26 protein-coding genes, 2 other RNA genes and 1 pseudogene are annotated in these 22954 nt (G+C 50.4%); 15 read left to right on the top strand and 14 right to left on the bottom strand.

What is annotated here, in order from left to right; translation table 11 throughout:
- Positions 1-498: 498 nt before the first annotated feature.
- Entirely contained in the window at positions 499-1968 is a 1470-nt protein-coding gene (locus tag AYI87_RS17800) for a peptide MFS transporter (RefSeq protein WP_144204018.1), read from the top strand.
- Between the two features lie 104 nt (positions 1969-2072).
- On the opposite strand, the gene AYI87_RS17795 is transcribed toward AYI87_RS17800, so the two are convergent.
- Both AYI87_RS17795 and AYI87_RS17790 read right to left on the bottom strand, forming a co-directional pair.
- Positions 2073-3176 carry a response regulator gene (locus AYI87_RS17795; protein ID WP_144204017.1) on the bottom strand — a complete coding sequence of 368 codons (1104 nt, stop codon included), beginning with the start codon at positions 3174-3176 and terminating at the stop codon, positions 2073-2075.
- 130 nt (positions 3177-3306) lie between these two features.
- Positions 3307-4038, bottom strand: a complete 732-nt coding sequence (locus tag AYI87_RS17790) for a VacJ family lipoprotein (RefSeq protein ID WP_223294805.1) — start codon at positions 4036-4038, stop codon at positions 3307-3309.
- 238 nt (positions 4039-4276) lie between these two features.
- Here AYI87_RS17790 and AYI87_RS17785 point away from each other — a divergent pair, with 238 nt between their 5' ends.
- A complete protein-coding gene (locus AYI87_RS17785; RefSeq protein ID WP_144204016.1) occupies positions 4277-6463 on the top strand; it encodes a hypothetical protein in 2187 nt (728 codons plus the stop codon).
- Positions 6463-6819: an EscU/YscU/HrcU family type III secretion system export apparatus switch protein gene (locus AYI87_RS17780; RefSeq protein WP_260865176.1), complete on the top strand. Its 357-nt coding sequence runs from the start codon at positions 6463-6465 to the stop codon at positions 6817-6819. The genes AYI87_RS17785 and AYI87_RS17780 overlap by 1 nt, the downstream gene beginning before the upstream one ends.
- 30 nt (positions 6820-6849) lie before the next feature.
- Here the strand turns inward: AYI87_RS17780 and AYI87_RS17775 are convergent, their stop codons facing one another.
- The 10 genes and pseudogenes from AYI87_RS17775 to AYI87_RS21335 form a co-directional block, all read right to left on the bottom strand.
- Positions 6850-7254 carry a DUF2802 domain-containing protein gene (locus tag AYI87_RS17775; protein WP_186300667.1) on the bottom strand — a complete coding sequence of 135 codons (405 nt, stop codon included), beginning with the start codon at positions 7252-7254 and terminating at the stop codon, positions 6850-6852.
- A 134-nt stretch (positions 7255-7388) separates the two neighbouring features.
- Positions 7389-7883, bottom strand: a complete 495-nt coding sequence (locus tag AYI87_RS17770; protein ID WP_011865192.1) for a chemotaxis protein CheW — start codon at positions 7881-7883, stop codon at positions 7389-7391.
- A 7-nt stretch (positions 7884-7890) separates the two neighbouring features.
- Complete coding sequence (locus AYI87_RS17765) at positions 7891-8892, bottom strand: chemotaxis protein CheW (RefSeq protein WP_144204015.1); 1002 nt, start codon at positions 8890-8892, stop codon at positions 7891-7893.
- Positions 8876-9667, bottom strand: coding sequence for a ParA family protein (locus AYI87_RS17760; RefSeq protein WP_144204014.1), 792 nt, complete (start codon positions 9665-9667; stop codon positions 8876-8878). Before AYI87_RS17760 ends, AYI87_RS17765 begins: the two co-directional genes overlap by 17 nt.
- A gap of 46 nt (positions 9668-9713) precedes the next feature.
- Positions 9714-10337: a hypothetical protein gene (locus tag AYI87_RS17755; RefSeq protein ID WP_144204013.1), complete on the bottom strand. Its 624-nt coding sequence runs from the start codon at positions 10335-10337 to the stop codon at positions 9714-9716.
- Positions 10330-11442 carry a chemotaxis response regulator protein-glutamate methylesterase gene (locus AYI87_RS17750; RefSeq protein WP_144204012.1) on the bottom strand — a complete coding sequence of 371 codons (1113 nt, stop codon included), beginning with the start codon at positions 11440-11442 and terminating at the stop codon, positions 10330-10332. The genes AYI87_RS17755 and AYI87_RS17750 overlap by 8 nt, the downstream gene beginning before the upstream one ends.
- Positions 11443-11535: 93 nt before the next feature.
- Complete coding sequence (locus AYI87_RS17745) at positions 11536-13791, bottom strand: chemotaxis protein CheA (protein ID WP_144204011.1); 2256 nt, start codon at positions 13789-13791, stop codon at positions 11536-11538.
- Between the two features lie 15 nt (positions 13792-13806).
- Entirely contained in the window at positions 13807-14544 is a 738-nt protein-coding gene (locus AYI87_RS17740) for a protein phosphatase CheZ (protein WP_011865186.1), read from the bottom strand.
- A 13-nt stretch (positions 14545-14557) separates the two neighbouring features.
- Positions 14558-14764: pseudogene (locus tag AYI87_RS17735) on the bottom strand (response regulator); the annotation flags it as partial.
- 252 nt (positions 14765-15016) lie between these two features.
- On the bottom strand, positions 15017-15775 hold the full coding sequence (locus tag AYI87_RS21335; RefSeq protein ID WP_222116786.1) for a S24 family peptidase: 759 nt from the start codon (positions 15773-15775) through the stop codon (positions 15017-15019).
- A gap of 110 nt (positions 15776-15885) precedes the next feature.
- On the opposite strand from AYI87_RS21335, the gene AYI87_RS17725 reads away from it, so the two are divergent.
- On the top strand, positions 15886-16248 hold the full coding sequence (locus tag AYI87_RS17725; protein WP_260865175.1) for a helix-turn-helix domain-containing protein: 363 nt from the start codon (positions 15886-15888) through the stop codon (positions 16246-16248).
- Between the two features lie 9 nt (positions 16249-16257).
- Here the strand turns inward: AYI87_RS17725 and AYI87_RS17720 are convergent, their stop codons facing one another.
- Positions 16258-16710, bottom strand: a complete 453-nt coding sequence (locus AYI87_RS17720; protein WP_144204010.1) for a hypothetical protein — start codon at positions 16708-16710, stop codon at positions 16258-16260.
- Between the two features lie 110 nt (positions 16711-16820).
- Here AYI87_RS17720 and AYI87_RS17715 point away from each other — a divergent pair, with 110 nt between their 5' ends.
- From AYI87_RS17715 to AYI87_RS17675, 9 genes are all read left to right on the top strand, one after another.
- Entirely contained in the window at positions 16821-17306 is a 486-nt protein-coding gene (locus tag AYI87_RS17715; RefSeq protein WP_144204009.1) for a helix-turn-helix domain-containing protein, read from the top strand.
- The gene (locus tag AYI87_RS17710) at positions 17299-19302 is read left to right on the top strand and encodes a transposase domain-containing protein (protein WP_144204008.1); all 2004 of its coding nucleotides are present in this window, start codon (positions 17299-17301) and stop codon (positions 19300-19302) included. The genes AYI87_RS17715 and AYI87_RS17710 overlap by 8 nt, the downstream gene beginning before the upstream one ends.
- A 16-nt stretch (positions 19303-19318) precedes the next feature.
- A complete protein-coding gene (locus AYI87_RS17705; protein WP_144204007.1) occupies positions 19319-20263 on the top strand; it encodes an AAA family ATPase in 945 nt (314 codons plus the stop codon).
- Positions 20263-20478: a hypothetical protein gene (locus AYI87_RS17700; protein WP_144204006.1), complete on the top strand. Its 216-nt coding sequence runs from the start codon at positions 20263-20265 to the stop codon at positions 20476-20478. The genes AYI87_RS17705 and AYI87_RS17700 overlap by 1 nt, the downstream gene beginning before the upstream one ends.
- Positions 20479-20483: 5 nt before the next feature.
- Positions 20484-20762, top strand: coding sequence for a hypothetical protein (locus AYI87_RS17695; protein WP_144204005.1), 279 nt, complete (start codon positions 20484-20486; stop codon positions 20760-20762).
- Between the two features lie 18 nt (positions 20763-20780).
- A complete protein-coding gene (locus AYI87_RS17690) occupies positions 20781-21401 on the top strand; it encodes a DUF3164 family protein (protein WP_144204004.1) in 621 nt (206 codons plus the stop codon).
- 36 nt (positions 21402-21437) lie between these two features.
- Positions 21438-21671, top strand: coding sequence for an ANR family transcriptional regulator (locus AYI87_RS17685; RefSeq protein ID WP_186300666.1), 234 nt, complete (start codon positions 21438-21440; stop codon positions 21669-21671).
- Positions 21671-21991, top strand: a complete 321-nt coding sequence (locus tag AYI87_RS17680; protein WP_144204002.1) for a hypothetical protein — start codon at positions 21671-21673, stop codon at positions 21989-21991. The genes AYI87_RS17685 and AYI87_RS17680 overlap by 1 nt, the downstream gene beginning before the upstream one ends.
- 3 nt (positions 21992-21994) lie before the next feature.
- Positions 21995-22066: hammerhead ribozyme type II (locus AYI87_RS17675), an RNA gene on the top strand.
- 128 nt (positions 22067-22194) lie between these two features.
- Here AYI87_RS17675 and AYI87_RS17670 read toward each other — a convergent pair.
- Complete coding sequence (locus AYI87_RS17670; RefSeq protein WP_144204001.1) at positions 22195-22383, bottom strand: hypothetical protein; 189 nt, start codon at positions 22381-22383, stop codon at positions 22195-22197.
- 74 nt (positions 22384-22457) lie between these two features.
- On the opposite strand from AYI87_RS17670, the gene AYI87_RS17665 reads away from it, so the two are divergent.
- Both AYI87_RS17665 and AYI87_RS17660 read left to right on the top strand, forming a co-directional pair.
- Positions 22458-22518, top strand: an RNA gene (locus AYI87_RS17665) — hammerhead ribozyme type II.
- 11 nt (positions 22519-22529) lie between these two features.
- On the top strand, positions 22530-22850 hold the full coding sequence (locus tag AYI87_RS17660; RefSeq protein WP_144204000.1) for a hypothetical protein: 321 nt from the start codon (positions 22530-22532) through the stop codon (positions 22848-22850).
- Positions 22851-22954 lie beyond the last annotated feature (104 nt).

Here is a 22954-nt window from a genome sequence, read left to right as displayed (position 1 = left end):
ACAATTGCTGTGTTTTGCAAGACGCTCAGAATAACGCGCAACGCAAAGATAACGAGATAATTCAGGTGACATCCAATTCACGGCCGAAATCATAGCAAATACTCTAGGTCAAAGAAAAGAGCGTTTTTCCTCTATTTTTCCCACCCGCTTTGTAACCTCAGGCCAAATCTTTCTGCTAAGCGCAACAGACCGTAAACAATCATGCCCTAGCCCCTCCAACCAGTGATGATTTGTTGGTCAGTTAACCCAGGTAAATTGACTTTTAGGCGATGAAAAGGGTATATAAGATGGGTTTGATAAAATTTAATACCCTAAATATTAAAATATAATAAATTCTCGCAACAAGCTTAGAACGCGGCAAGGCAGATTAGATAACATTTTCATTAAGTTAGACTAATTGAGCGTCTCTATCCAACAAGCGAGCTATATTAGCAACAACCATTTTTCTACATAGTTTTTGTTATGTAGGCAATCACAAGCTGAAGGTGGAAGACTTACATGAGTGCAGCAAAACCCCAAGGTACGATGCTCGGCCATCCTAAGGGACTGTTCCTGTTGTTTACAACTGAGTTATGGGAACGTTTCAGTTACTATGCGATGCGAGCCATCCTGGTACTTTATCTCGTCGACGCAGTACAATCCCAAGGTGGTCACGGTCTAGGTTGGACCCAGGCAGACGCCCTAAATCTTTACGGTACATTCACAGGTCTTGTTTACCTAACTCCTCTCATCGGTGGCTGGCTCGCCGATACATTCCTAGGTCAACGTAAAGCCATCATGATAGGTGGCGCCCTGATGGCCGCTGGTCAATTTATTCTTGGTACCCCGCACGCTTGGGTACAAGGCATGGAAACAGAAGTCTTCTATGTTGGTCTGGGCGTCCTAATCTTAGGTAACGGCCTATTCAAGCCAAATATCTCTACTATGGTGGGTGACCTCTATGAAGAAGGCGATCACCGCCGTGACGGTGCATTCACCATCTTCTACATGGGTATTAACGTAGGTGCCTTCCTATCGGGCATCATAGTTGGTTCGGTCGTGGCTTACTTCGATGGTAACTTCCAAGCAGGCTTCATCTGTGCCGGTATTGGTATGATCCTCTCACTGATCATCCAGTTCCTGTTCGCACAAAAGCTGCTTGGCGATATCGGACGTGTACCAGCCGCCCAACTTGAAAAGCAGAGAGCTGCAGAAAAAGGTGAAGTGCGCAAAGAGCCGCTAACCAAAGTTGAACGCGATCGCATCAAAGTGATCATGGTCATGGGTCTGTTTACCATTATCTTCTGGGCAGGCTTCGAGCAAGCCGGTGGCCTGATGAACCTCTTCACCAACGACTTCACCGACCGTATGATTGGCAGCTGGGAAGTCCCAACTACTTGGTTCCAATCCCTGAACGCTATGTTCATCGTGATCTTCGCCCCTGTAGTTGCCTCTATCTGGGTTCGCCTGGGTGACAGAGAACCAAACTCTCCGGTGAAATTCGCGCTAGGTCTGGTGCTGCTTGCAACAGGCTTCCTGTTCATGATCGGTGCGGTACTCGAAATGGGCGGCGACGCTAACGCTAAATCAAGCATGTGGTGGTTGGTAGGTGCTTATTTCTTCCACACCATGGGTGAACTGTGCCTCTCTCCAATCGGCCTGTCTATGGTCACTAAGCTGGCTCCACTGCGTATAGCGTCACTCATGATGGGTGCATGGTTCCTGTTTGTTGCCGCGGCTAACAAGATTGGCGGTATTATCGGTTCATTCATCGGCCATGGTGGTGCAAAAGAGGAGCAGCTAGCCAACGCTATGTCTATCTTCGCCGGTATCGCTATCACGGTCGCACTGTCAGGCGTTATCCTCTACTTCATGGCGGATAAACTGGTTGACTGGATGCATGGCGCCGAAGACAGCCACCACACAGAAGAAGAAGCCTTAGAAGAAGAGATTGCTATCACTGCCGAGCATGAAGCAATTAAGCGCTAATGGCTTATCGCTAGATAACTAAAATTTAGCTCCATAAAAAACGCCACTCAATGTGGCGTTTTTTGTTTTTAGACTTGGTGAAATAGAAAAATTTCGAGGAATAATTAGAAGCTCATCTGCACATAACCACCAGGGGCAACCTCAGGGCTATAACTCAAACCGACAAACTCATCATTGAGTAACATCTCCCTATGCTCGGTATTGCTAGAAACCACACACAGGCTCTCTCCCGGCATTAAGTTTCGAAATTGAGTGCTGGGCTGGCCCCACTCTAAAATCCCCAACTGCAGGGCGTCAGGCATCGCCAGCGGCATCAAGCCTTCCTCATTGCGAATATAACACCTCAATCCCTTACCCGCTTGGGCGATTGAAGCGCGGTAATGGGTCAGTTCAACCACGGCGTAAACGATATCCACATAAATATCTAACCCCGACTTGCTCATCCGCTCATTGAGGTAACTCAACATATTAAAGGGCTCGATGATGGTTTCGGTATTGTCATTGCGAAACCGTTTCAACTTCTGATTGACGAAACTCTTAAGCAGTACGCTGGCAAAGGCGCAGCGATTATCTTGTGGATGAAAATGCGCCATATACATGATGAGGTAGCGTTCGCCCACATTGACGCTATCGATAAAATAGGCGCTCACCTCGTCATGCTTGAACAGGCTATAGTCAATCTTAGCTTTGGGATAATCGATGACAGAAGGAGGAAATAGCTGCTGCTGCACGCTCTTAGCTGCCTCGGCGTTCTGCTCCAGCAGGTTAAGGTGCTCTTCCAACTCTTGATAGGATAATTCGTCGAGATCTTCCAGCTGCACATCTTGCTGACTGCTGCCGCCCACACATTGGCGGATAGCATTCTCGATAAGACAGAGATCGTTAACCGGCTTTACCAAGTAATCACTAGCGCCCACTCTGAGCGCCTCGACCACATCGGCCATCACCTGATTACCCGAAATGACGATTGAGAGGGTATCTGGCTTGCGCTTGATCATCTGCTTGAGCATATCCAACCCACCCAGGATAGGCATGCTGAGATCCGCCAGCACGATATCGAAATCGTGCTGACTAAACCGCTCTAACCCCTGCTGACCATCATCGGCCTCGATAACGGTCGCACCACGATTGGTCAAGAAGGCGGCCACAATACTGCGAAATACCGGGTCGTCTTCCACTAACAGTATCACTAGATCTTCTAACGCCATTTAGCTTCCCCAGGCTTGCACTCTGGCTAAGCCGCAAAATCTAGTACATCCATATACGCCTAGATAAGCAACATCTTATCGCTAGTTCCTTCGCCTATTATGAAACAATGGGTTATGCGGGACACTGATGTTAATCAAGCTCTGTCATGTATTCGTCGAGCAATTCGTCATCATCAGTCGACACGGGTATGTCGCCATCATAAACTTTATAGTCAAGATGCTGAAAATACGCTTCCTTAACAAAAGTGTAGGGGTCAAGTGCATTATCGACAAGTCTTTCTTGGTCAATTGCCGATGCGCGCCTGTGTAGGTTTTTCAGCCCCCACTTGGCTAAGGATTGCCACATGGTCAACTCAGACAGCGGAAAATAGAGACCATCCACCCAATCCGAGGCCAACTCGCGAGTCACATAGGGGCCTAAAAACGGCGCCATAAAGTACGGACCGTTAGGCACACCGTAGTAGCCTAACACCTCATTAAACTCGTCCTGTTTACGCTGTAAGCCCATCATGTCGGCAACATCGATCACCCCCAACAAACCTATAGTGGTGTTGATGGTAAACCGTCCGCCGGCATTGGCCGCCCAACCCCACTTGCCCTGCAGGGCGTTATTCACCATAGAGCTGGGTTCTTCGAAGTTGAGGACAAAGTTATTAACACCAGTTTTCACCGGCCTAGGCAAGATATCATTGTAGCCATGTGCCACGGGGCGATAGAAATATTTGTCGAGAAACTGATAGTTGAAATCCCACATGGCGCGGTTAAAGCCCTCCAGGGGATCGCGCTCATCGTTATAGATAATGGTGACTTCTGCTGTGGTGCTATCCGTTGCACGCTCATCGCTTGTGTCTGTCTGTGCCATCGCCTGGGCACCAACCAATAGCAGACTCAACGCAATCCATTTACACTTCATATAAATTAGTTTCCTAATTAGTATTCACACGGCTAAAGTCACCAGCTATTGTTGACGATAAAGTGTTAATACTAGACTACACAGTTTGGTTTTCCTTTTCAGATCGCTAAGGATACTCAGCTAAAGCGATAGGTCAAATTGAATTTTGTAATAAGACATTCATGGAGCATCAATTTGAGGTTAACAATTGAGTAATTCCCGTATCGACATGCCCTCCCCAGCGGTATCTGGCGGTGAGCTTCTCAATCAAGCTAACAAGAGCCTCCAGCCCAAAAATATTCCGGTTGAGGTAGCATCGACGCCTCAGGGCGATAAACTCAGGCTCAATCATCGCGAGCTAGCAATCACCTATCAAGACAGTAAAGATCAGCAAAGCCTAAAACAAGATGCCGTTCGTCTTACAGTATTGACCCAATTGAGCGCCGCCGCGAATTCAAGCTCCATGTTAAGTGCTACCGTGCAGGCCCATGGAGAAGCTATCGCCCTCCCCTTACCCAAGGGGCTGGTTGCCTATATCAATGCCAACCAGATAAGCCTGGCCCAGCTTACTAACTTTGCCAATCGCCCACAGGGCTACCCCTTAGGTGAAGTGCAAATAACCGCAAATCAGCTGTTTTTTAGCGATCAACAGCTGGTTAGATTACCTAGCCCACCCATCGCTGATGGCCAGTACGTGGCCAAAATTACCATGGATAATGGACAGTTAACCCTGACTCTCACGCCCAAATTGGCTGAGGTTAATCTGCTGCTGACGCCAATGGGTAAAGAGGCGCTGCTGAGCAATACCAACTCCCCCGCACTCTATCTGTTACCCCAGACATCACAGGCTCTTATCAGCAAACCCGAGTTAGCCAGCGCTTACCATCAGCTAATAAACAGCTTGGCAAAAACCTCGTTAACGCCAGAATCGTTAAATGGGCTTATCAGAGAGTTAACCACACCAAAGGGCTCCGGTGAGTCCTTACCTGCTCTCATACCAAGCAAGGCATCGGCAATGGCTAAACCGACAAATCTAGTAGCGACAAACCTAACATCAGCAAATCTAGCCCCAGCAAACCTAGTTGCAGTAAACAAGGCATCATCGAATCAGCAGATTAACCAGATACCGCTTCAAGCAGCCCAAAATAATGACTTGGCAGCCGCGGCAATCAATTCGCGAAATGGTAAATCACTAACTTCAGCGCTAGATTCGGTAACTACAACTGGGTTTAAAAATGCCCAGGCTCAGTTGCTGAAAGATATTGCCCAAATAAATCAGAGCCAACTCTTTCAGAGGGTCAGCACCATGGTTACAGCACTTAGGCTCGATGCTAGCGCTCAGCTTATCCGCCATGCCATGCTCCAATCCATATCCCAAACCACATCAGGTGAACAAGGAAACGCCAAGGCTAGCAGCCAGTTGCAGGCTAGCCCTGCCGCGCTGGCTCAGCTTGCCGCCTTAGGGAAGCAGGAAGGACAAATATCGCCAAAGGGCATAGCACCACAGTCAGCAGATGTGAGCCAAACATCAACACTATCGGCAGCATTAAACGCTAAAGGGCTCAATTCCAAGGAGCTAGGTCATAGAGGTCTGAATCTCGCGCTCGGTCAACTCACAGATAAGGCGGTACAGACCGCAAAAGGCGCGCAGGGTAAAAACTTGCTGCAGTTGATGCAACAGCTTCTGCCGCTCGCCTTTCCCAAGCCACTTACCCAGTTAGCGAGTCCTAGCTCATTGAAACAGGAGCTTATCGATAGCTTTGCCGGCATCGCTGCGCCGGCATCGCCAGTATCTAGTCTTGCCAGCATCACCAGCCATGCAGGCACCATAGGGGTACTGTTTCAGCTGCTCCTTGGCAGACAGGTGAAATCCCAGGCCGGCGGTAAGGCCTCAAGCCCCTTACAAGCCCTGCAACAGCTCGCATCAAACAGTCAGCTACTCGGCATGCTCGAAAAAAGCGGCGGTCTCGAATTACTTGGCAAGCTAGTATCCAACCTCTCCCTCTATCAGCAGGCAAGCAGCGATACGCCGCAGTCAACAAACTGGTACTTTACTCTGCCCTACATGATAGAGCACAGGCACGAGGAGCTTGAGGGGCACTTCAGCCAGGAAGAGCAGGAAAAAAACGCATCGCCCCACTGGCGGCTGCAGCTTAAGTTTAACCTCAGTCAGGCGGGTCTATTGATCAACGCAGATGTCAAAGATGGGCGGCTGAATCTGGGCTTCACATCAGAGGATCAGAGTCTGCTCGATAATATCGAGCAAAGACTCATGGGGCTGGAACAAAAGATCCAGGCAATCGGCTTAACCCCAAACAAGATCCGCACCCAAGTCTCTCAGGTACCCGCCTCTCTACTGCCGGGCGAGCACTACTTGGTAAAAATTAAGGCCTAATGATGAGCACATACGACAATAAACCAGATGACTTACAAGGTGGTTCAGACAACAAACCACACAGACCCACCCAGGCCGCAGCGCTGCGCTATGACGGAAAGTCGGCCCCGCAAATCACCGCCAAGGGGGAGGATTTAGTCGCTGAGGAGATCATCGCTATCGCCAAGGAGGCTGGCATCTATATTCATCAAGATGCCAACTTGAGTAACTTTCTGCAAAAACTCGAGATAGGTGAAGAGATCCCCAAGGAGCTATATTTGCTCATCGCCGAACTGATCGCCTTCGTCTATATGCTGGACGGTAAGTTTCCTGAGCGCTGGGACAATATGCACAAAAGGATCATGCAAGAGGTGTAGTGTTTAGACAACTAGCTCAATAAAGGAGCGCTATCGCCCCTTACCATGAAGGCGCAGTAAAAGTTCGGCCTCGGCCTTAGGCAGCTCACACTCCTTAACCAGCTCATCGATATCGGCGCCGAGTTCGACCATCTTCATCGCTCGGGTATAGAGCCTTGCCTGAGGTTCATCTGCTACTGTCTCATCGATACGTGCCTCCTGCTTGGTCACCCGCTTTTCCAGCTCAAGCATGCGACGCCCAACACCTATGGTGCCCGATCTCAGCTCCTGTAGCTCCTGCTTAACCGCCTCGCGCTGCCTATCGTTCTCTTTAACCAGCAGCGTCAGGGCATCAATCTTAGCTCTGAGCTTATTGGTTTGTTTTTGCTGATACAGCACCAGTGCGAGACAGGCAACCACATATAGTAACGCCGCGATTAAGATCTCATCGCCTATCATAAATGCCAACTCCATTAACCTTCATATCTACGCTCGACCTTTTACAACACGAAAAAAGCCATCGAACGAAGCGACGGCTTTTTATCGTCAATGGCTATATCGTCAATGCACTATCATCGACGGCTAAGCCCTTAAAGCTGAGCCAACTCCATCCACTCTTCATCAGAGAGTAACTTATCGAGATCCACCAGAATGAGCAATTCGTTATCACGATTGCTCACGCCTTGAATGAACTTGGCACTCTCTTCCGTGCCCACATTCGGCGCGTTATCTATCTCTGAACCACGCAGATAGACCACTTCGGCGACACTGTCGACAAGAATACCAATCACTTGCTTCTCGGCTTCGATGATCACAATACGGGTAGAGTCATCCACCTCGGCAGAAGGTAAACCAAAACGAGAGCGGGTATCGATAACGGTGACCACGTTACCGCGCAGGTTAATGATCCCCAGCACATAATGAGGCGCCCCAGGTACAGGCGCGATCTCGGTGTAACGCAACACCTCTTGCACCTGCATCACATTGATACCATAGGTTTCATTATCTAAACGGAAGGTTACCCACTGCAACACTTCATCATCTTTACCTGCGGCAACTGCCGCGACGTTTTTTGCATCTGCCATATCAACCTCAGCCAATAGAGTCCTGACTACCTAAACCCAAATTTAATAATTCAATGAGTGCCTGCACATGTAAAATGCCGCACATCTGTTCTTTTACGACGCCAGCCAGCCAAGGACGTTTACCCGCTTTGGTACGCCAATTAACTTCTGACTTTAAAATTCTGACGGAATTCACCAAAGACTCACAGGCCAGCCCCCAATTACTGTCCTCTAAGAGTACAATATATTGGTAATCAACGGATTGCGCCAGTTTATCATCATATTTTTCCGGCATTACCCAGGCACCCGAATCGACAATATTGAGTTGCGAATCCCTATGGGTTTGAACCCCAAGATACCAGGCGGGTCGCCCCATAATGTGATTGATCCGCTCCACCTTAACAATTCCGCCAAGGCTTACCAAGGGCACGGCCAACGTGAGCCCCGCCACCTTGAAAAACAGCACCTGAAACTCATCGTCGAGCTGCTCGACTAACTCCTCTGTCACCCCTGGTGGTGTCGCGCCAGTTTGCGTCTGCGGCGCCGCGGCCAAATTGACCTTGTCGCTAACGACTTGCTCTTGCTTAATACTAGCCGAAGTTTCTAATTTTTCTTCGATTTTTTGCTTAACTTGCGACTCAGATTTGGTCTGAACCGATACAGCTTGTGTCATCGTTTCGACGCTTGCAGGTTTGGTATCGAGCGTTTTGAGCTCAATCTTGCTTGCAGTCTGAGTTTCTGTCTGAGTTTCTGTCTGAACATCTAACTCACTCACCGGCGCCAGCAATTGCTCGAGCGCGAGCTTATTGAGCGGTGTCGGGGTAGCCTGAGTGACCACCGGGCGCGGTTTAGACTGTTCGCTAAGAGGCTGACGTTTAACTGCAGGTGCAGAGCCACTCATTTGACCATTTTGTGCTATCGCCTGCTCGCCCTTTACTTCAGGCTTGTCGGCCGCGACGCTCTCTTCACCGGGCTCGGTGAGCAGCAAGGAAAAATAATTAAAGACCGCTTCGTCAACCGAGTTTGACATGCGCAAACTCCTTGGTCAGCAGGTGGTCGAGCAATCTCTCATAGGCCTTAACACCGCGTGAATGGCTGGCGTAGTGCGAGGCTGGCAGGTGCGCCAGGCTGGCATCACGAAACTTGGTATCCACCGGGATAACATCTGGCCAAAGCACATCGCCATACTCTTCCCCCAGCTGTTGCAGGGCGGCGGGTGAGGCCTTGGTGCGTCTGTCGTACATGGTCGGAACGATTGTATAGCTGTAGGTGGTGCTCTTAGAGCGACCCATGAGCGTCATGGTCTTGACCATGCGATCTAGCCCCTTGATTGCCAGGAACTCAGTCTGCACAGGGATAATGATGTGCTCGCTGGCCGCGAGGGCGTTAACCATCAACACCCCCAATACCGGCGGGCAATCGATGAGGGCGACGTCGTATTGGTCGGCAACTAAGGCAAGCAGGCGTTTAAGGATCAAGCCCATCCCTTCCTGATGGCCGAGCGAGCGATCCAGCGTTGCCAGCGCCATGGTGGCCGGCAAGAGATCTATCCCTTCCACCTTAGTGGGGACAATATGGGCAAGCACCTGATCTTTACTCAAGTTCTTGTGTTTCAGAAACAGATCATAGAGCGAGGCGGGCACCTCTTCAGAATCTATGCCCAGGTAGTAGCCCAAAGACGCGTGGGGGTCTGTGTCTATCATCAAGACTCGTTTGCCCCGCTTTGCCATGGCGCCAGCCAGGCTCGCCACTGTGGTCGTCTTACCCACGCCCCCTTTTTGATTTGCTATGGTCCAGATCTTCAAGTAAAACCCCTTAAATCCTCGAGCGTATCGCCATCAGGTTATCGTTTTAATTATCTTCGCGAGTCGTGACTCGAATGCCGCCATGGGGCAGGCTTATTACTTTAACACCATCTTTATCTTCTGACAGCTTAACCGGCTGCGATGGCGTTTGACCATCCTGTGTCACCTTATCTGTGGCGCTGGCCACCTTTTGCTCGCGCTGCTTCTCGCTTTGATGCTCACTCTGGCTCGGCGCTTCAGCTTCCATCGCAGGCAACAAGGGCGTTAGCTTAGTCTGCTCCTGCTGTTTATCACGATTAGCTGTCTGTTCTTTGAGGCTATCGGTTCGTTCACTATGGCTGCCTGTAGGGCTGTCTGTCGCATGCCTTGCGATCGCCTCTGGCACTTCAGGACCAATCTCGACTCTTACCTGGCTGCCAGGCTCGGCCTGCTTGATGATAGACTGAGTAAACTCTGGATTATTCTCCATCCAATCGGCCAAGGCCTTTGCCTGCTCGTCTGGCACCATCAGCAGCACCTGACTCTTCTCTAGCTGGGCTACTTTCTCCTCTAGCAAGCCATTCTTATGCCTCAGGTCGAGATAGAGTGATCCGGTCACCAGGCAGCAAACTAACAAGAGAAAAAACAGCAACAGCACAGTGGTGCTGAGGCCTTGTCGCTGCCTAGCCACGTCCGCTCTCGCGAATGATGGCCTCGGCCATATCATCGAGCGCTATCGACTGACTGGAGATCCCAGCGGCGGTTACCGCCTGTGGCATGCCGTAAACGACGCAGCTGGCCTCATCTTGAGCCCAGATAGTCGCCCCGACATTCTTAAGCATCCTGGCCCCTTCGCGACCATCGGCGCCCATGCCTGTCAATATCACGGCCAGGGTCTCGCCGCCACTCAGCTTTGAGGCCGAGGCAAAAGTAATGTCGACACAGGGCTTATAATTCATTTCGGCGCTACCGGCCACTATCTTGATGCGACCATAGCTGCCGCCGCGCTCTAACATCATCTGCATGCCACCGGGTGCCAGGTAGGCGCAGCCTGCCCTGAGCTGATCGCCATTTTGCGCCTCCTTCACCTCGATGGCGCACAGACCATTTAAGCGTGCGGCGAAAGCGGGCGTAAAGGCAGCCGGCATATGCTGGATAAGCAGAATAGGATGAGGATAGTTCGCCGGCAGCTTGGTCAATATCCGCTGCAGCGCAACTGGCCCACCGGTTGAGGTGCCGATCAGCAAAAGCTTATATTTCTTACCACTGGCGCGGGTAACAGGCGCGCTCGGACGCGGCGCTGGACGCTGCGCCATCTCTCTTGTCGGCGCTGTCGTAGAAGCAGAGGTTGTCGCTGGCTTTGGCGGCACACTTCTTGGCAATATGGGACGGAATACGCGGCGACGGCCCAGCGCCTTGATGCGCTGCTGCAACAGAGCAATCGCCTCATCCTTGTTGGTGGCAATATCTTCAAATCGTTTAGGAAGAAAATCTAACGCACCCGCTTCCAGGGCATCCAGGGTTGCCTTGGCGCCATCGTGGGTAAGAGATGAGAACATCAAGATGGGGGTCGGACACTTCGCCATGATCTCACGCACGGCGCTGATGCCGTCCATCACAGGCATCTCGATATCCATGGTGATCACTTGTGGCTTTAACTGCTGCGCCAACTTGACCGCCTCGGCGCCATTAGACGCCGTGCCTATGACCTCTAACTCCGCATCCTTGGTGACAATCTCACTGACTCGGCGACGAAAAAAGCTTGAATCATCGACAACTAATACTTTTATGGCCATTCAAATTCCTATCTACAACAGGATCCTTGCCGAAACAAAGCGTGACGCCTCTGGGCATCACGCTGATCCTATAGCTCACTGTGCCGCTAACTGTTATTTCTTGTTCTTGGCGTAATGTTTCAATAAGCCGGGCACATCTAATATCAATGCGATGCCACCGTCAGAGGTAATAGTCGCGCCAGCCATGCCTGGGGTGCCGTGTAACAAGGTGCCCAGAGGCTTTATCACTACCTCTTCCTGACCGATCAAGGAGTCAACCACGAAGCCTATTTGCATGGTACCCAGCTGCACTATCACCACGTGACCGTGTTGCTTGTCGCCATGCTTAAAGCTCACCGCCTTACGACTCAGCCAATGCTCGAGATAGAAGAGTGGCACCGCCTTTTCCCTCACTATGACGGTCAGCTGGCCATCGACAACATTTGTCTTTGTCAGATCCAGGTGGAAGATCTCGCTAACGCTCGACAGCGGCAGGGCAAATACCTGCTGAGCCACTTCCACCATCAGGGTCGGCATAATCGCCAGGGTGAGCGGCACCTTAATCTCCAGGCAAGTCCCTTTACCTTTCAAGGAATCGATATGCACGGTACCGTTTAACTGAGTGATACGCGTCTTCACCACATCCATGCCGACGCCGCGGCCTGAGATATCGGAGATCTCCACTTTTGTAGAGAAACCTGGGGCGAAGATAAGGTTATAGGCCTCTTCATCAGACATGCGCGCTGCGGCATCCTCATCGAGCACGCCGCGCTTGATGGCGATCTGCTTGAGCTTATCTGGGTCCATCCCCGCGCCATCATCTTCAATCTTGAGCAGGATATGGTCACCTTCCTGACTGGCAGAAAGGGTAATAGTCCCTGTACGCGACTTGCCATTAGCTTCACGCTCGTCAGGCATCTCGATACCATGGTCAACCGAGTTACGCACCAGGTGAACCAAAGGATCCGCAAGGGCTTCAACCAGGTTCTTATCCAGATCCGTATCTTCACCTATCATGCGAAGATCGATCTCTTTATTCAGGCTGCGCGCTAAGTCACGTACTACACGAGGGAAGCGGCCAAACACCTTCTTGATCGGCTGCATACGCGTCTTCATCACTGCGCCCTGCAGATCGGCAGTTACCAGATCCAGGTTCGCCAGCGCCTTAGACATATCCTCATCATCGCGGGAAATTCCAAGGCTAAGCAGGCGGTTACGCACCAATACCAGCTCACCGACCATGTTCATGATCTGATCCAGGCGCGCGGTATCGACGCGCACTGTGGTTTCCGCCTGAGGCATATTGGTCGCTGGCGCCTTGGCTGCGGCCTTCTCTTTCACCACAGGCTTAGGAGCTGGCGCCTCCACGGGTTGCGACTTAACGCTCTGAGCCTTAACATTACTCGGCGCAGGGGTGGCGACTTTATTCGGCGCAGGAACTGCTGGCGCCTTAGCGGCAGGGGCTACTGGTGTGCTTGTCTCACTGCCAGGGCCGGCACCGGCGCCATGCAGCTCATCGAGCAGCTTTTCAAATTCATCGTCGGTGATCTCATCGGCATCCACCGGCGGCGAGGTCGGCTCTGGCACCTTGGCAATAGGAGCCGAAGGAGCCTGGAACTTACCCGAGCCATGCAGTTCATCGAGTAGCGACTCGAACTCATCGTCTGTGATGTCGTCGCTGTCGCTCGCCTGAATCGGCGCCGCACCTGCAGGGGCCGTACTTGATGGGCCCTTACCGCTGCCATGAAGGGCATCGAGCAGGGCTTCGAATTCAGATTCATCGATCTCATCAATGTCGCCTTCACCGGCGATAGAGGTCACGGGCGCATCGTTTACCGGCTCGTCGAACAGTTCGACACCATCATCGAGCGGCATATCAAACAGCTCGATACCGTCATCTGCTGGTATTTCGACAACCGGTTCAACCGGCGTTTCGGCAACGGCTTCAACTGATGCCCCGCCCTGCTCGGATGGCAGTAAACCACCAGAGCTCAATAATTTAAGGTTAGCTAACAGGCCTTCATCGGCAGGGCTTTGCTCGACACCCGCCTGGGTCTCGGCAAACATAGAGTTGATGGTGTCGACTGCCTGGAGAATGATATCCATCAGCTCGGCAGAAACGCTGCGCTTACCTGTACGCAACAGGTCGAAGGTGTTTTCCGCTTCGTGACAAACATCCACCATGGGCGTCAGACTCAAGAAGCCGGCGCCGCCTTTAACGGTATGGAATCCACGGAAGATGGCATTGAGTAGTTCGGTGTCGTCGGGGTTATTTTCTAACGCCACCAGCTGTTCAGAGAGAAGCTCAAGGATCTCGCCCGCTTCAATCAAAAAGTCCTGCAGTATCTCTTCATCAACATCAAAGGACATTCATATGACTCCTACTTAGAAACCTAGACTCGACAGCAAGTCATCGACTTCATCTTGCCCTGTCACGACATCATCACGCTGATCAGCGTTCATAATAGGACCTTCAGCTTCGACGCACTTCTCTGATGCACGGGGTTTATCCGTTGCGGGCTGCTCGCCAAATACGGTCAACATAGAGACCAGGTTACTCTCAACCTCTCGCACCAGCTCGATCACCCGGCGGATCATCTGTCCGGTCAGATCTTGGAAGTCCTGGGCCAGCAATATGTTGTTGAGTAACTCTTTTAAACGATTGGAATCGGATTCGCTGCGTTCGATAAACTGCTGAACATCATGGCAAAGCGCCTTAAATTCGTGCAGCTGAATATCTCGACGCATCAGGCGATCCCAGGAAGGCTTAACGGCCTGTACGTTCATGGTAAGGGCATCTGCAAGGGGCAGAGACTCTTCGACGGCGTCCATGGTTTTATTGGCGGCCTGTTCCGTCATGTCGATGACATAATTGAGGCGCTCTTTGGCATCGGGAATTTCGCTATTAGCCAGCTCCACGAGGCGACCGTCCACCTGAAAGTCCACTATGGCACTGTGAAGCTGACGGGTTAGGCGACCCACCTCGTCAAACAGCTCTTTCTGAATCGGGCTGGCGATATCGCGAATTAGCTCATCGGCCATCTCTTGTTGACCCGCCTCTAGCAGATCAACGAGTTGCTTGGCCTGTGCTAGATTGATCAGCCCTGAAGTTTCTGCCTGCATAGCTCAACCTTGATTAACCGAGTCGTTCGAAAATTTTGTCTAACTTCTCTTTCAATGTCGCCGCAGTAAAAGGTTTCACCACATAGCCATTCACACCGGCCTGCGCCGCTGCAATGATCTGTTCCCTTTTCGCTTCCGCAGTCACCATCAACACAGGAATGTGTTTCAGGTTGTCATCAGCACGAATAGCCTTTAACAGGTCGATCCCCTGTGTATAGGGTCTTGAGTATTGATAAATGAACATGAAAACCGAGAACAAACGAAATTAGCTAAAATTTGGCGAGTAAATATTCAGTAGAAAGCCCGCGTATCAAGGTTTATAGCCGATGATGGCTCGGTGAGAGATGGTCAGTTATCATCGGGAAACTGAAAAATCGGGGTTTGAGAAATGAGGCGCGACCATCAAGGTTTACGCCTCTTACTTTGATAAATGATGATGTCTTGCAACTAGCTTTTAAATCGTCTTTAAATGCTATTCACCAACGTCACGTGAGATGTGAACTACCTGGCCAATGATTTCAAACTGACTTTGTTCTGTCATTGGGATCTCTATTGGTGGATAGAAATTATTCTCACTAAGTAACAGCCATGAGCTAGGTTTAACCTGGATACGCTTAACCCATACCTGGTCGCCGTTGCGGATCACGTAGATGTTGCCATCCTTAGGCTGCTTGCGACCAGTGTGTACCACGAGCGTGCTTTTATTAGGGATAGTCGGCTCCATACTATCGCCATTAGCCAGTACCACTGCTAGCTCCTGCTCGTCAAACCCACGCCATTTTAACCATCTACGGCGAAATGCCAGGTACTTTTCAGGACGTTCATTCTCTACAAAACTGCCATTACCCGCTGATACCGCCACCTGATATACAGGTATTAGTGCGTATTCGTCTTTAATGAGTTGATGTTGTTTGGGTGATTCGCCCATATAAGTGCTAGCAGGCTTAATTGATTGGCTTGGAGGAATGTCTGTAAATCCAAAATAACTTGTTCCATCTTGGTACATGGACCCAAACCCTGTAGTAAGCCAATTGATTGATGCACCGGTTGCATTAGCTATCTGGTATAGCCTTTCTATATTTGGCGTTGATTCCCCGACAGAATACTTTCTTATTGCTGTCTCTGATAAAGCGCATTTGTTAGCAAATGCGCGCAAGCTTTGGTCACCGATCAACTCATTTAAGCGGATCCGGAAACTTTCAACTTGTCCCTTTAAAGTTGAAACACTCATTCAAGTTTTTATCCATTCTTTTGCGCAGACACAACTGTTTGAATCAACAGCATTTAATTTTATTTGTGTAGATCTGAGTCTATTTTTTAACTTGAAAGCATTTTTTTGGGTTGACCATCATTTCAAAAAGATGGATTATTAGTCGTGCACATAAACCTGTCATTTCAAATGAACGACTAACAAAAGAGGCCAAAAAAATGCGCAAGAACAACTCACGCATATCTAACGACTGGCACAGGCAAGACATTCTAGCGGAAGTTCGCAAAGCCTGTGGTTCACTTACCAAATTATCAAAAGCCCACGGTCTGGCGTCTAACACACTGCAAAACGCACTCGATAGAAAATGGCCGAAAGGCGAGCAAATTATTGCTGAAGCCATTGGCGTTACCGCTGCTGAAATTTGGCCGAGCCGTTACGAGGATGAGTTTAGCACATCTACTAATAGCAATGTACTGGCACGCGAGGTGGCTTGATGGGGGCACTTAAAAAAACACCCCACCAATGTACGCAGGATACAGCTGACCAGCAATCAACATGCTCCAGCGAACATGCCAAACCGGCGGCACCGCAAACAGCTGACAGTGTTCGTCTTCAACCAACCAAATCCATTGATGCTCAAGCTTGCGAAGCCGAGCATGAAGGAGTGCGATTTGCTTCTGTGGAAGAAGCGAGAGCGCATATTGCAGCTCATCGTCAGTGGGTGTTACAGGAAAAGGCAACGCGGTACCAACACATTCGGCTAGCGCCTTTACGCTGGATGTTGAAGTGTCGGGACGAACTTCGGGTACTAAAACGTCTGGCAAGAGAGTGCGTATTTGTTGCAGCTCAACATGCAAAGCATGAGTGGAAACGAAGATGAAGTTGGTTACATCGCTGTGCAAGGTTTCGGCATCCATTTGTATGAGTGTATTAGGGATTTTAAGCGGTTTACTCATGTCACTTTCCTTGTCGATTGTTGATGTTGCTCAGTGTAGAAAGCTTAGACGTAAAAGCCTAGGTCCACGATTTAGATTTATTTGGAAATAAGAGTTCAGGAGCTGATCCAATGGCAACTAGAAACTGGAAAAAAGTCACTGCCAACAGCCTGAGGCATGCGATGGAATTGTGCTTAGCACATGCCCGTGAGCGGAAAAACCTGTCGGTTGACCGTGTGGCAGATTTAATGGGGTTACCCAATAAATGGACATTATATAAGTGGTTGGAAAATGGGCGTATGCCTTCTGTCTTAATCCGGCCATTTGAACATGCCTGTGGCATTACCCTGATGACACGTTATTTGGCGACCTCGGGTGGACAACTGGTGATTGACATTCCCGCCGGCAAACGCGCTGATGCCAGTGACATTAACGCCGTGCAGGGAAGCTTTAGTGATGCGATGGGACTGTTGATTAAGTTTTATGATGGGCAAACAGAAGCCGAGGAAACCCTGGGCGCGTTAACGCGGTTAATGAGCGGCATTGCCTGGCACCGCGAGAATGTTAATAAGTCATTGACCCCTGAACTGGAACTATTCGGGGGCGAAAATGACTGACATTAATCAATATTTACCATCATCTGAAATCGCTGGTTTACCAGACTGTCCCAAATCACCTCAAGGTGTAGTAATTCGTGCAAGTAAAGAAAACTGGGCGTTCCGCAAGCGCGAAGGTCGTGGAGGTGGTCGTGAATACCACATCAACAGCCTGCCAGCTGCTGCTCGTGCAGCGCTACTCAAGCGCCAAGGCAAGCTGGAGATTGACGGTAAGCTGTTGAATCTGCCTAAACCAGCGCAGCCACGTTATGACCGTGATGCCCTATGGGCGCTGTGGGAACGTGCTGGCGCTAAAGCGCAAGAAACTGCCAAGCGTAAGGTGGAATACGTGCGTGCCTTTTATGCGCTTGTTGAAACAGGTTGTGCCAAGATGGACGCGTATGCCCATATCAGTCGAGAGTTCGAACTTTCAAAATCCACGTTGGTACGAGATGTTTTGAGTGTGAAGGGGTATGACGCTGCCGATTGGTTGCCGCAGCTGCTGACTAAATATCAAATTGGCGCGATGAGCTCAGCTGAGAACCGTCGTGCCTATATTGATGAACAGGCCTGGGCATGTTTCAAAGCTGACTACCTACGTCTCGAACAACCCTCATTCAAAGGTTGTTACTACCGCCTTAAAGATGCCGCCAAAGAAAAGGGGTGGGTGGTTCCGTCAGTGAAAAGCCTTGAGCGTCGCTTAAAAGCAGAAGTACCACACGAGCAACAGGTACTGCTGCGCCAAGGTGAACATGCCTTGATGCAACTGTACCCGCCGCAAGAACGTACCGTTGAAGACATTGTCGCTATGGAATGGATTAACGGCGACGGCTACCTGCACAACGTATTTGTACGTTGGTACAACGGCGAAATTGTGCGCCCTAAAACATGGTTTTGGCAGGACATCCGCACCCGCAAGATCTTAGGCTGGCGTACAGGAATTAGTGAAAATACAGACACTATTCGCTTGAGCCTAATGGATGTTGTGCGCGAGTACGGCATCCCTCGTGAGATCACTATCGATAACACTCGCGCCGCCGCCAACAAATGGCTGACAGGTGGTGTAGCTAATCGCTACCGCTTTAAAGTAAACAAGGACGATCCACTAGGCTTGATCCCGATGATGGGCATTAAGCTGCACTGGTCATCAGTTTACTTTGGCAAAGGCCACGGCCAAGCGAAGCCGATTGAACGCGCCTTTGGCGTGGGTGGTTTGGATGAATTTGTTGATCGTAATACCGCATTAGCGGGGGCATACACTGGGACTAACCCCACCGCCAAACCCGATAACTACGGCAGCAAAGCGATACCTGTTGAAACGTTTATGCAGGTATTGGCTGATGGTATACGCCAATACAATCAGCGGCCTAATCGTCAAACCGAGGTGTGTCGTGGCGTACTGAGCTTTGATGATGCCTTTAACAACAGCTACGCCAATGCCGTCGTGCGCAAACCTAATGCGGAGCAAGTCCGCATGCTGATGCTGAGTGCAGAAGCCGTACGCGTTGGTCGTCATGCCACCGTGACGCTGGATGCTGGCGGCTGTATTGCTGGCCGCAAGAACCGTTATCACCATGACGCCTTATTCCAACACATCGGTAAAAAAGTGGTGGTGCGCTTCGACCCCGACAACCTGCAATCGTCTGTGGTGTGTTACACGCTCAACGGCCTATTGATTGGCGAAGCAGCATGCATTGATAAAACCGCTTTTGGCGACACCGATGCTGCCCGCGAACACAAACGCCATCGTACGCAGTTTGTGAAGGCCAACAAATTGGCTGCTAAGGCTAATCAGCAGATGGATGCTATTGAGGCCGCTGAATTGATGCGCCGAACGGAGCCTGATACTCCAACAACCCCTGCCCCAGCAGCCAGTGAGCTGGTTCACCTGCGCCAAGGTAACACTGTGCGCAAAGTGACCTTAGACACTGATACCGAAGAACAATTTGATAGCGAAACCGCATTTGCAGCTGGAGTTGCTCAACTCATGGCTGCCAAAAAGGCCCGTGAACTTTAAGGAAGGAAACCGCCCTATGAATAATGTCGTTGTAATTGAACAATCACTGAACCAACAACAGGTGATCGACCAACTCAAACCACTGCTTGATGATGGGACCATTAATCAAACTCAACTAGCCAAAGAGATTGGCAAGTCTAGCTCTGTGGTTAGTCAGTACCTAAATGGCACTTATACCGGTCGTGTCGCAGAGGTTACAGAACAGCTAAATAAATGGTTGCAGCTGCGCAATGCCCGTAAAAGCCAGATTGTAGCCCCTGGGTTTGTGGAAACTCAAACCGCTAAGCAAATCTTAAATGCGCTGAACTACGCCCATGCTGCAGAGCTTATCAGTGTGGTGTTTGGTGCCAGCGGTGTGGGTAAGTCCACCACCTGTCGCCAATACATTAGCAGCAATAACAACTGCTGGATGATCACCGCATCACCCGCCGTCAGTGGTATTGGTGAATGCTTGTATGAAATCGCCTTGGAACTCGGCATGGACGATGCGCCGAAGCGCAAAGGTTCTCTGTCTCGTGCGATTAAGCGCCGTCTTAGTGGTACAGGAGGCCTACTGGTTGTCGATGAAGCAGACCATCTTGATTATCCATCGCTTGAAGCCTTACGCATTTTACAGGAGCAAACGGGCATAGGTTTGGTCTTGGTCGGTAACAACCGTGTATACAGCCAACTGACAGGGGGACGTCGTAATGAAGACTTTGCTCGCCTGTTTAGCCGCGTAAGTAAAAAAGTTGGCATTCATAAGGCCAAGCAAAATGACGTCAATGCCATTGCCAATGCGTGGCAGATCAATAACCAACCCGCCCGTAATTTACTGCAAAAAATTGCAGAGCGCCCAGGAGCGCTGCGTAACCTCAACCAAGTGCTTCGCCTGGCTGCAACTATGGCAAATGGCGTAGGTAAAGCGATTGACGAGGCACTGATTAAACAAGCGTTTCGAGAACTGGAAGGAGATGCCTAATGATGCATCAGCAAACTGCTTTTAACGTGGTAACCGCCCTGCGCCTGCGCGGTATGAAGGTGCTGAGTCGTAAAAACAAGGTGATCCACATTGACCGCCCCACCAAAGAGCTTCAGGCCATGGCGGTCGACATCATCGAAAACATTAAAGGTATACGCCGTCGCAGTGGCGCGGTGCAATTTCACGGCGTCACAGTGCGCTGGAACGAGGAGTAAACCCCATGGCAAAACTCATTATAGAAATCAACGACGCAGATGCAGGCAATGTCGGTGTGTTCGAAGTCAACATGAAGACTGAGGGGGCAGCTGAGGATAAGCGCACCTTGTCAGATGCGGTTGTAGCAACGCTGGCGAATAGCATGAAGTCGGTTTTACCTGAAATCACCAAAACCATCGTAGAGCGAGCAGGTGGTCGCCAGGTTGTAAATACCGAAGTCGTGCAAGGGCAATCTTTGGCTGAGGCCTTAGCCAAACATGAAGCATCAAGAAAAATGCATTAATTGAGGGGTGAACTGAATATGAATAATCAAACAAACGCTATTCCTGCTGGTTATCGCCGTAACGCCATCGGAGACCTGGTGGCAGAAGAACGCATTAAGCCAGTGGACAAGTTGCGAGACGAAGTGGTGGGCAATGTCGTCACTAAGGCCAAAGCGCTTCGTCAGGCCATGCTGGATTTTAAGTTGGCCACCATGGGAGAGATCTCTGACTTCGTCGAGTTGTCAGCCAGTGAGTATGGGGCCAAGTATGGCGGTAAAAAAGGCAATGTAGCCCTGACCAGTTTTGATGGTCAGTACCAGGTGCGCCGCGCAGTGGGCGAGCATCGCGTTTTTGATGAACGTATCCAAACCGCTAAGGCCCTAATCGATGAGTGCATCCACTCCTGGTCTGGTGGGGCAGATACTCGCCTAATGGCTATGGTCGAGCATGCGTTTCGCGTCGACCAGCAGGGTCGCATTAACGTCAATCAGGTGCTCAGTTTACGACAGCTCGACATCGATGATGACAACTGGAAGCAAGCCATGGATGCCATTGCTGATGCCATTCAGATCACTGGTACCAGTGAATACCTGCGCCTGTATGAGCGCCAGCCCAATGGCAAGTACGTCCAAATCTCAATGGATATCAGCAGCCTTTAATCGCAAGTTCAACATAGTTTTAAGGGGAATTAAATCGTGTTTAAGACCAATGCTTTTAAAGAGAATCACCGCTACCAGGAACCGGCTGCAAAAGCGGCAGAGTTGGAACGTGAGGGGAGCTACACCCAAGCGGCTGAGTTTTGGAATATGGCGCGTCAGAACGCCAATACATTTGAAAATCAAGCCTGGGCCAGACTCAGGGAGGAATTTTGCCGTAATTTTGGACGGCGCGTAGAACTGGCTGGCAAACAAGCAATGAGGGCGGCGTAATGGGCAACATTTCCGCTTTGCTTAACGACAATGAGGCCAGTCTTGATGCGGTGGCCTTTAAGCTGCGCCTGGCCGAACTGATGGCGCTGGAGCTGGCAGCGCTTCGCGAGCAGCTTGGGCTGCTGGCCTGCGACACCCCGCACCTGTGCCTGCAACTGTGCGGCACCATGCTCATCGAGTTACGCGGCTTTAAGTCGGCCCCCATGTGCGACAAACGTAAGGCGCTGTTTTATGCCGCCAAGCGCGCACTGGACGCGATGGAAAGGCTGGAGCGCGCATTGGACGCGACAAGCCTGGCGACAGAAGGCCCGAGCGAGTAACCCAAGCGAAACCACCGGCATGCGTGCCGGTTGGTCTGCCTGGTGTAGTGACCGGGCACTGATGAGCAGCTAAGGAATTGAAATGAAATCAACTGATGAAGGAGTACAGCGCGACTCCACAAATAGCGTAAAAAGCAGCGTCGAAAAAAAGGGATGGCTACTCAGTAAACATCCCCTTGCAGGCAAGAGGGTGTATGACCCAACTAATAAATGCGATCGATATTATCCTCGTTATGTAAGGTCTGCCATTGACGGCGAAGCACCTTTAAATGATGAGTGATTCTATCTTCTATTTGATCATCGCGTCCCATTGTAGCTGGTGCTATGACACCGGCGTTGATGTCGGCAATCGTGAGGTTTACGGCAAGTTCAAAGAGTTTTGATGGTTCCATGGTTTTTCCCTTAAGTGTTTGTTGGCGCAATTACTTTAGGGGAATCGGTGGCGGAAATAAACCTCCGCCACCTTTTGCGAAACGCCGTGAGGCGTCTGCCGAGTGTTGTGGCTCGGCACTGATGAGCAGCTAAGGAGATAGTCCCGATGAGCACGAATGAAATAACTTTTGATCGTTATGGGCGTATGAATTACCACCCTGATTTTCATGCTAAGCACAAGTCACCTTGGACAACGGCTGATGAAAAATACCTTGTAGAAAATTATGAAAAAATTGGCCCTGAAGAAATGAGTCTTACGCTGGAACGTACAATTCATACGGTTATGACAAGAGTGTACCAGTTACGCAAAAAAGGGCTGATGCCAACTGTTAAACCTGTTGGACAGCGTAAAACACATAAACGCCTTTTGCACTGTAACCCAAGTGTAATTGGTGATCACCCAGGACAAGGATCGGCAGGTCGATGAAAACTAGATCTCGCCAGACTAAGCGCCAAAGGGAATTGCTGCAGTACGTGATGGACTGGATAGCGCCGCCGCGTACTAGCTTGGATCGTAAACAGGAACTGGCC

It is taken from the genome of Shewanella sp. KCT (assembly GCF_007636505.1).
GTDB lineage: Bacteria > Pseudomonadota > Gammaproteobacteria > Enterobacterales > Shewanellaceae > Shewanella > Shewanella halotolerans.
The sequence above is the reverse complement of the archived record's forward strand: the minus strand, read 5'-3'. Positions and strand labels throughout refer to the sequence as shown.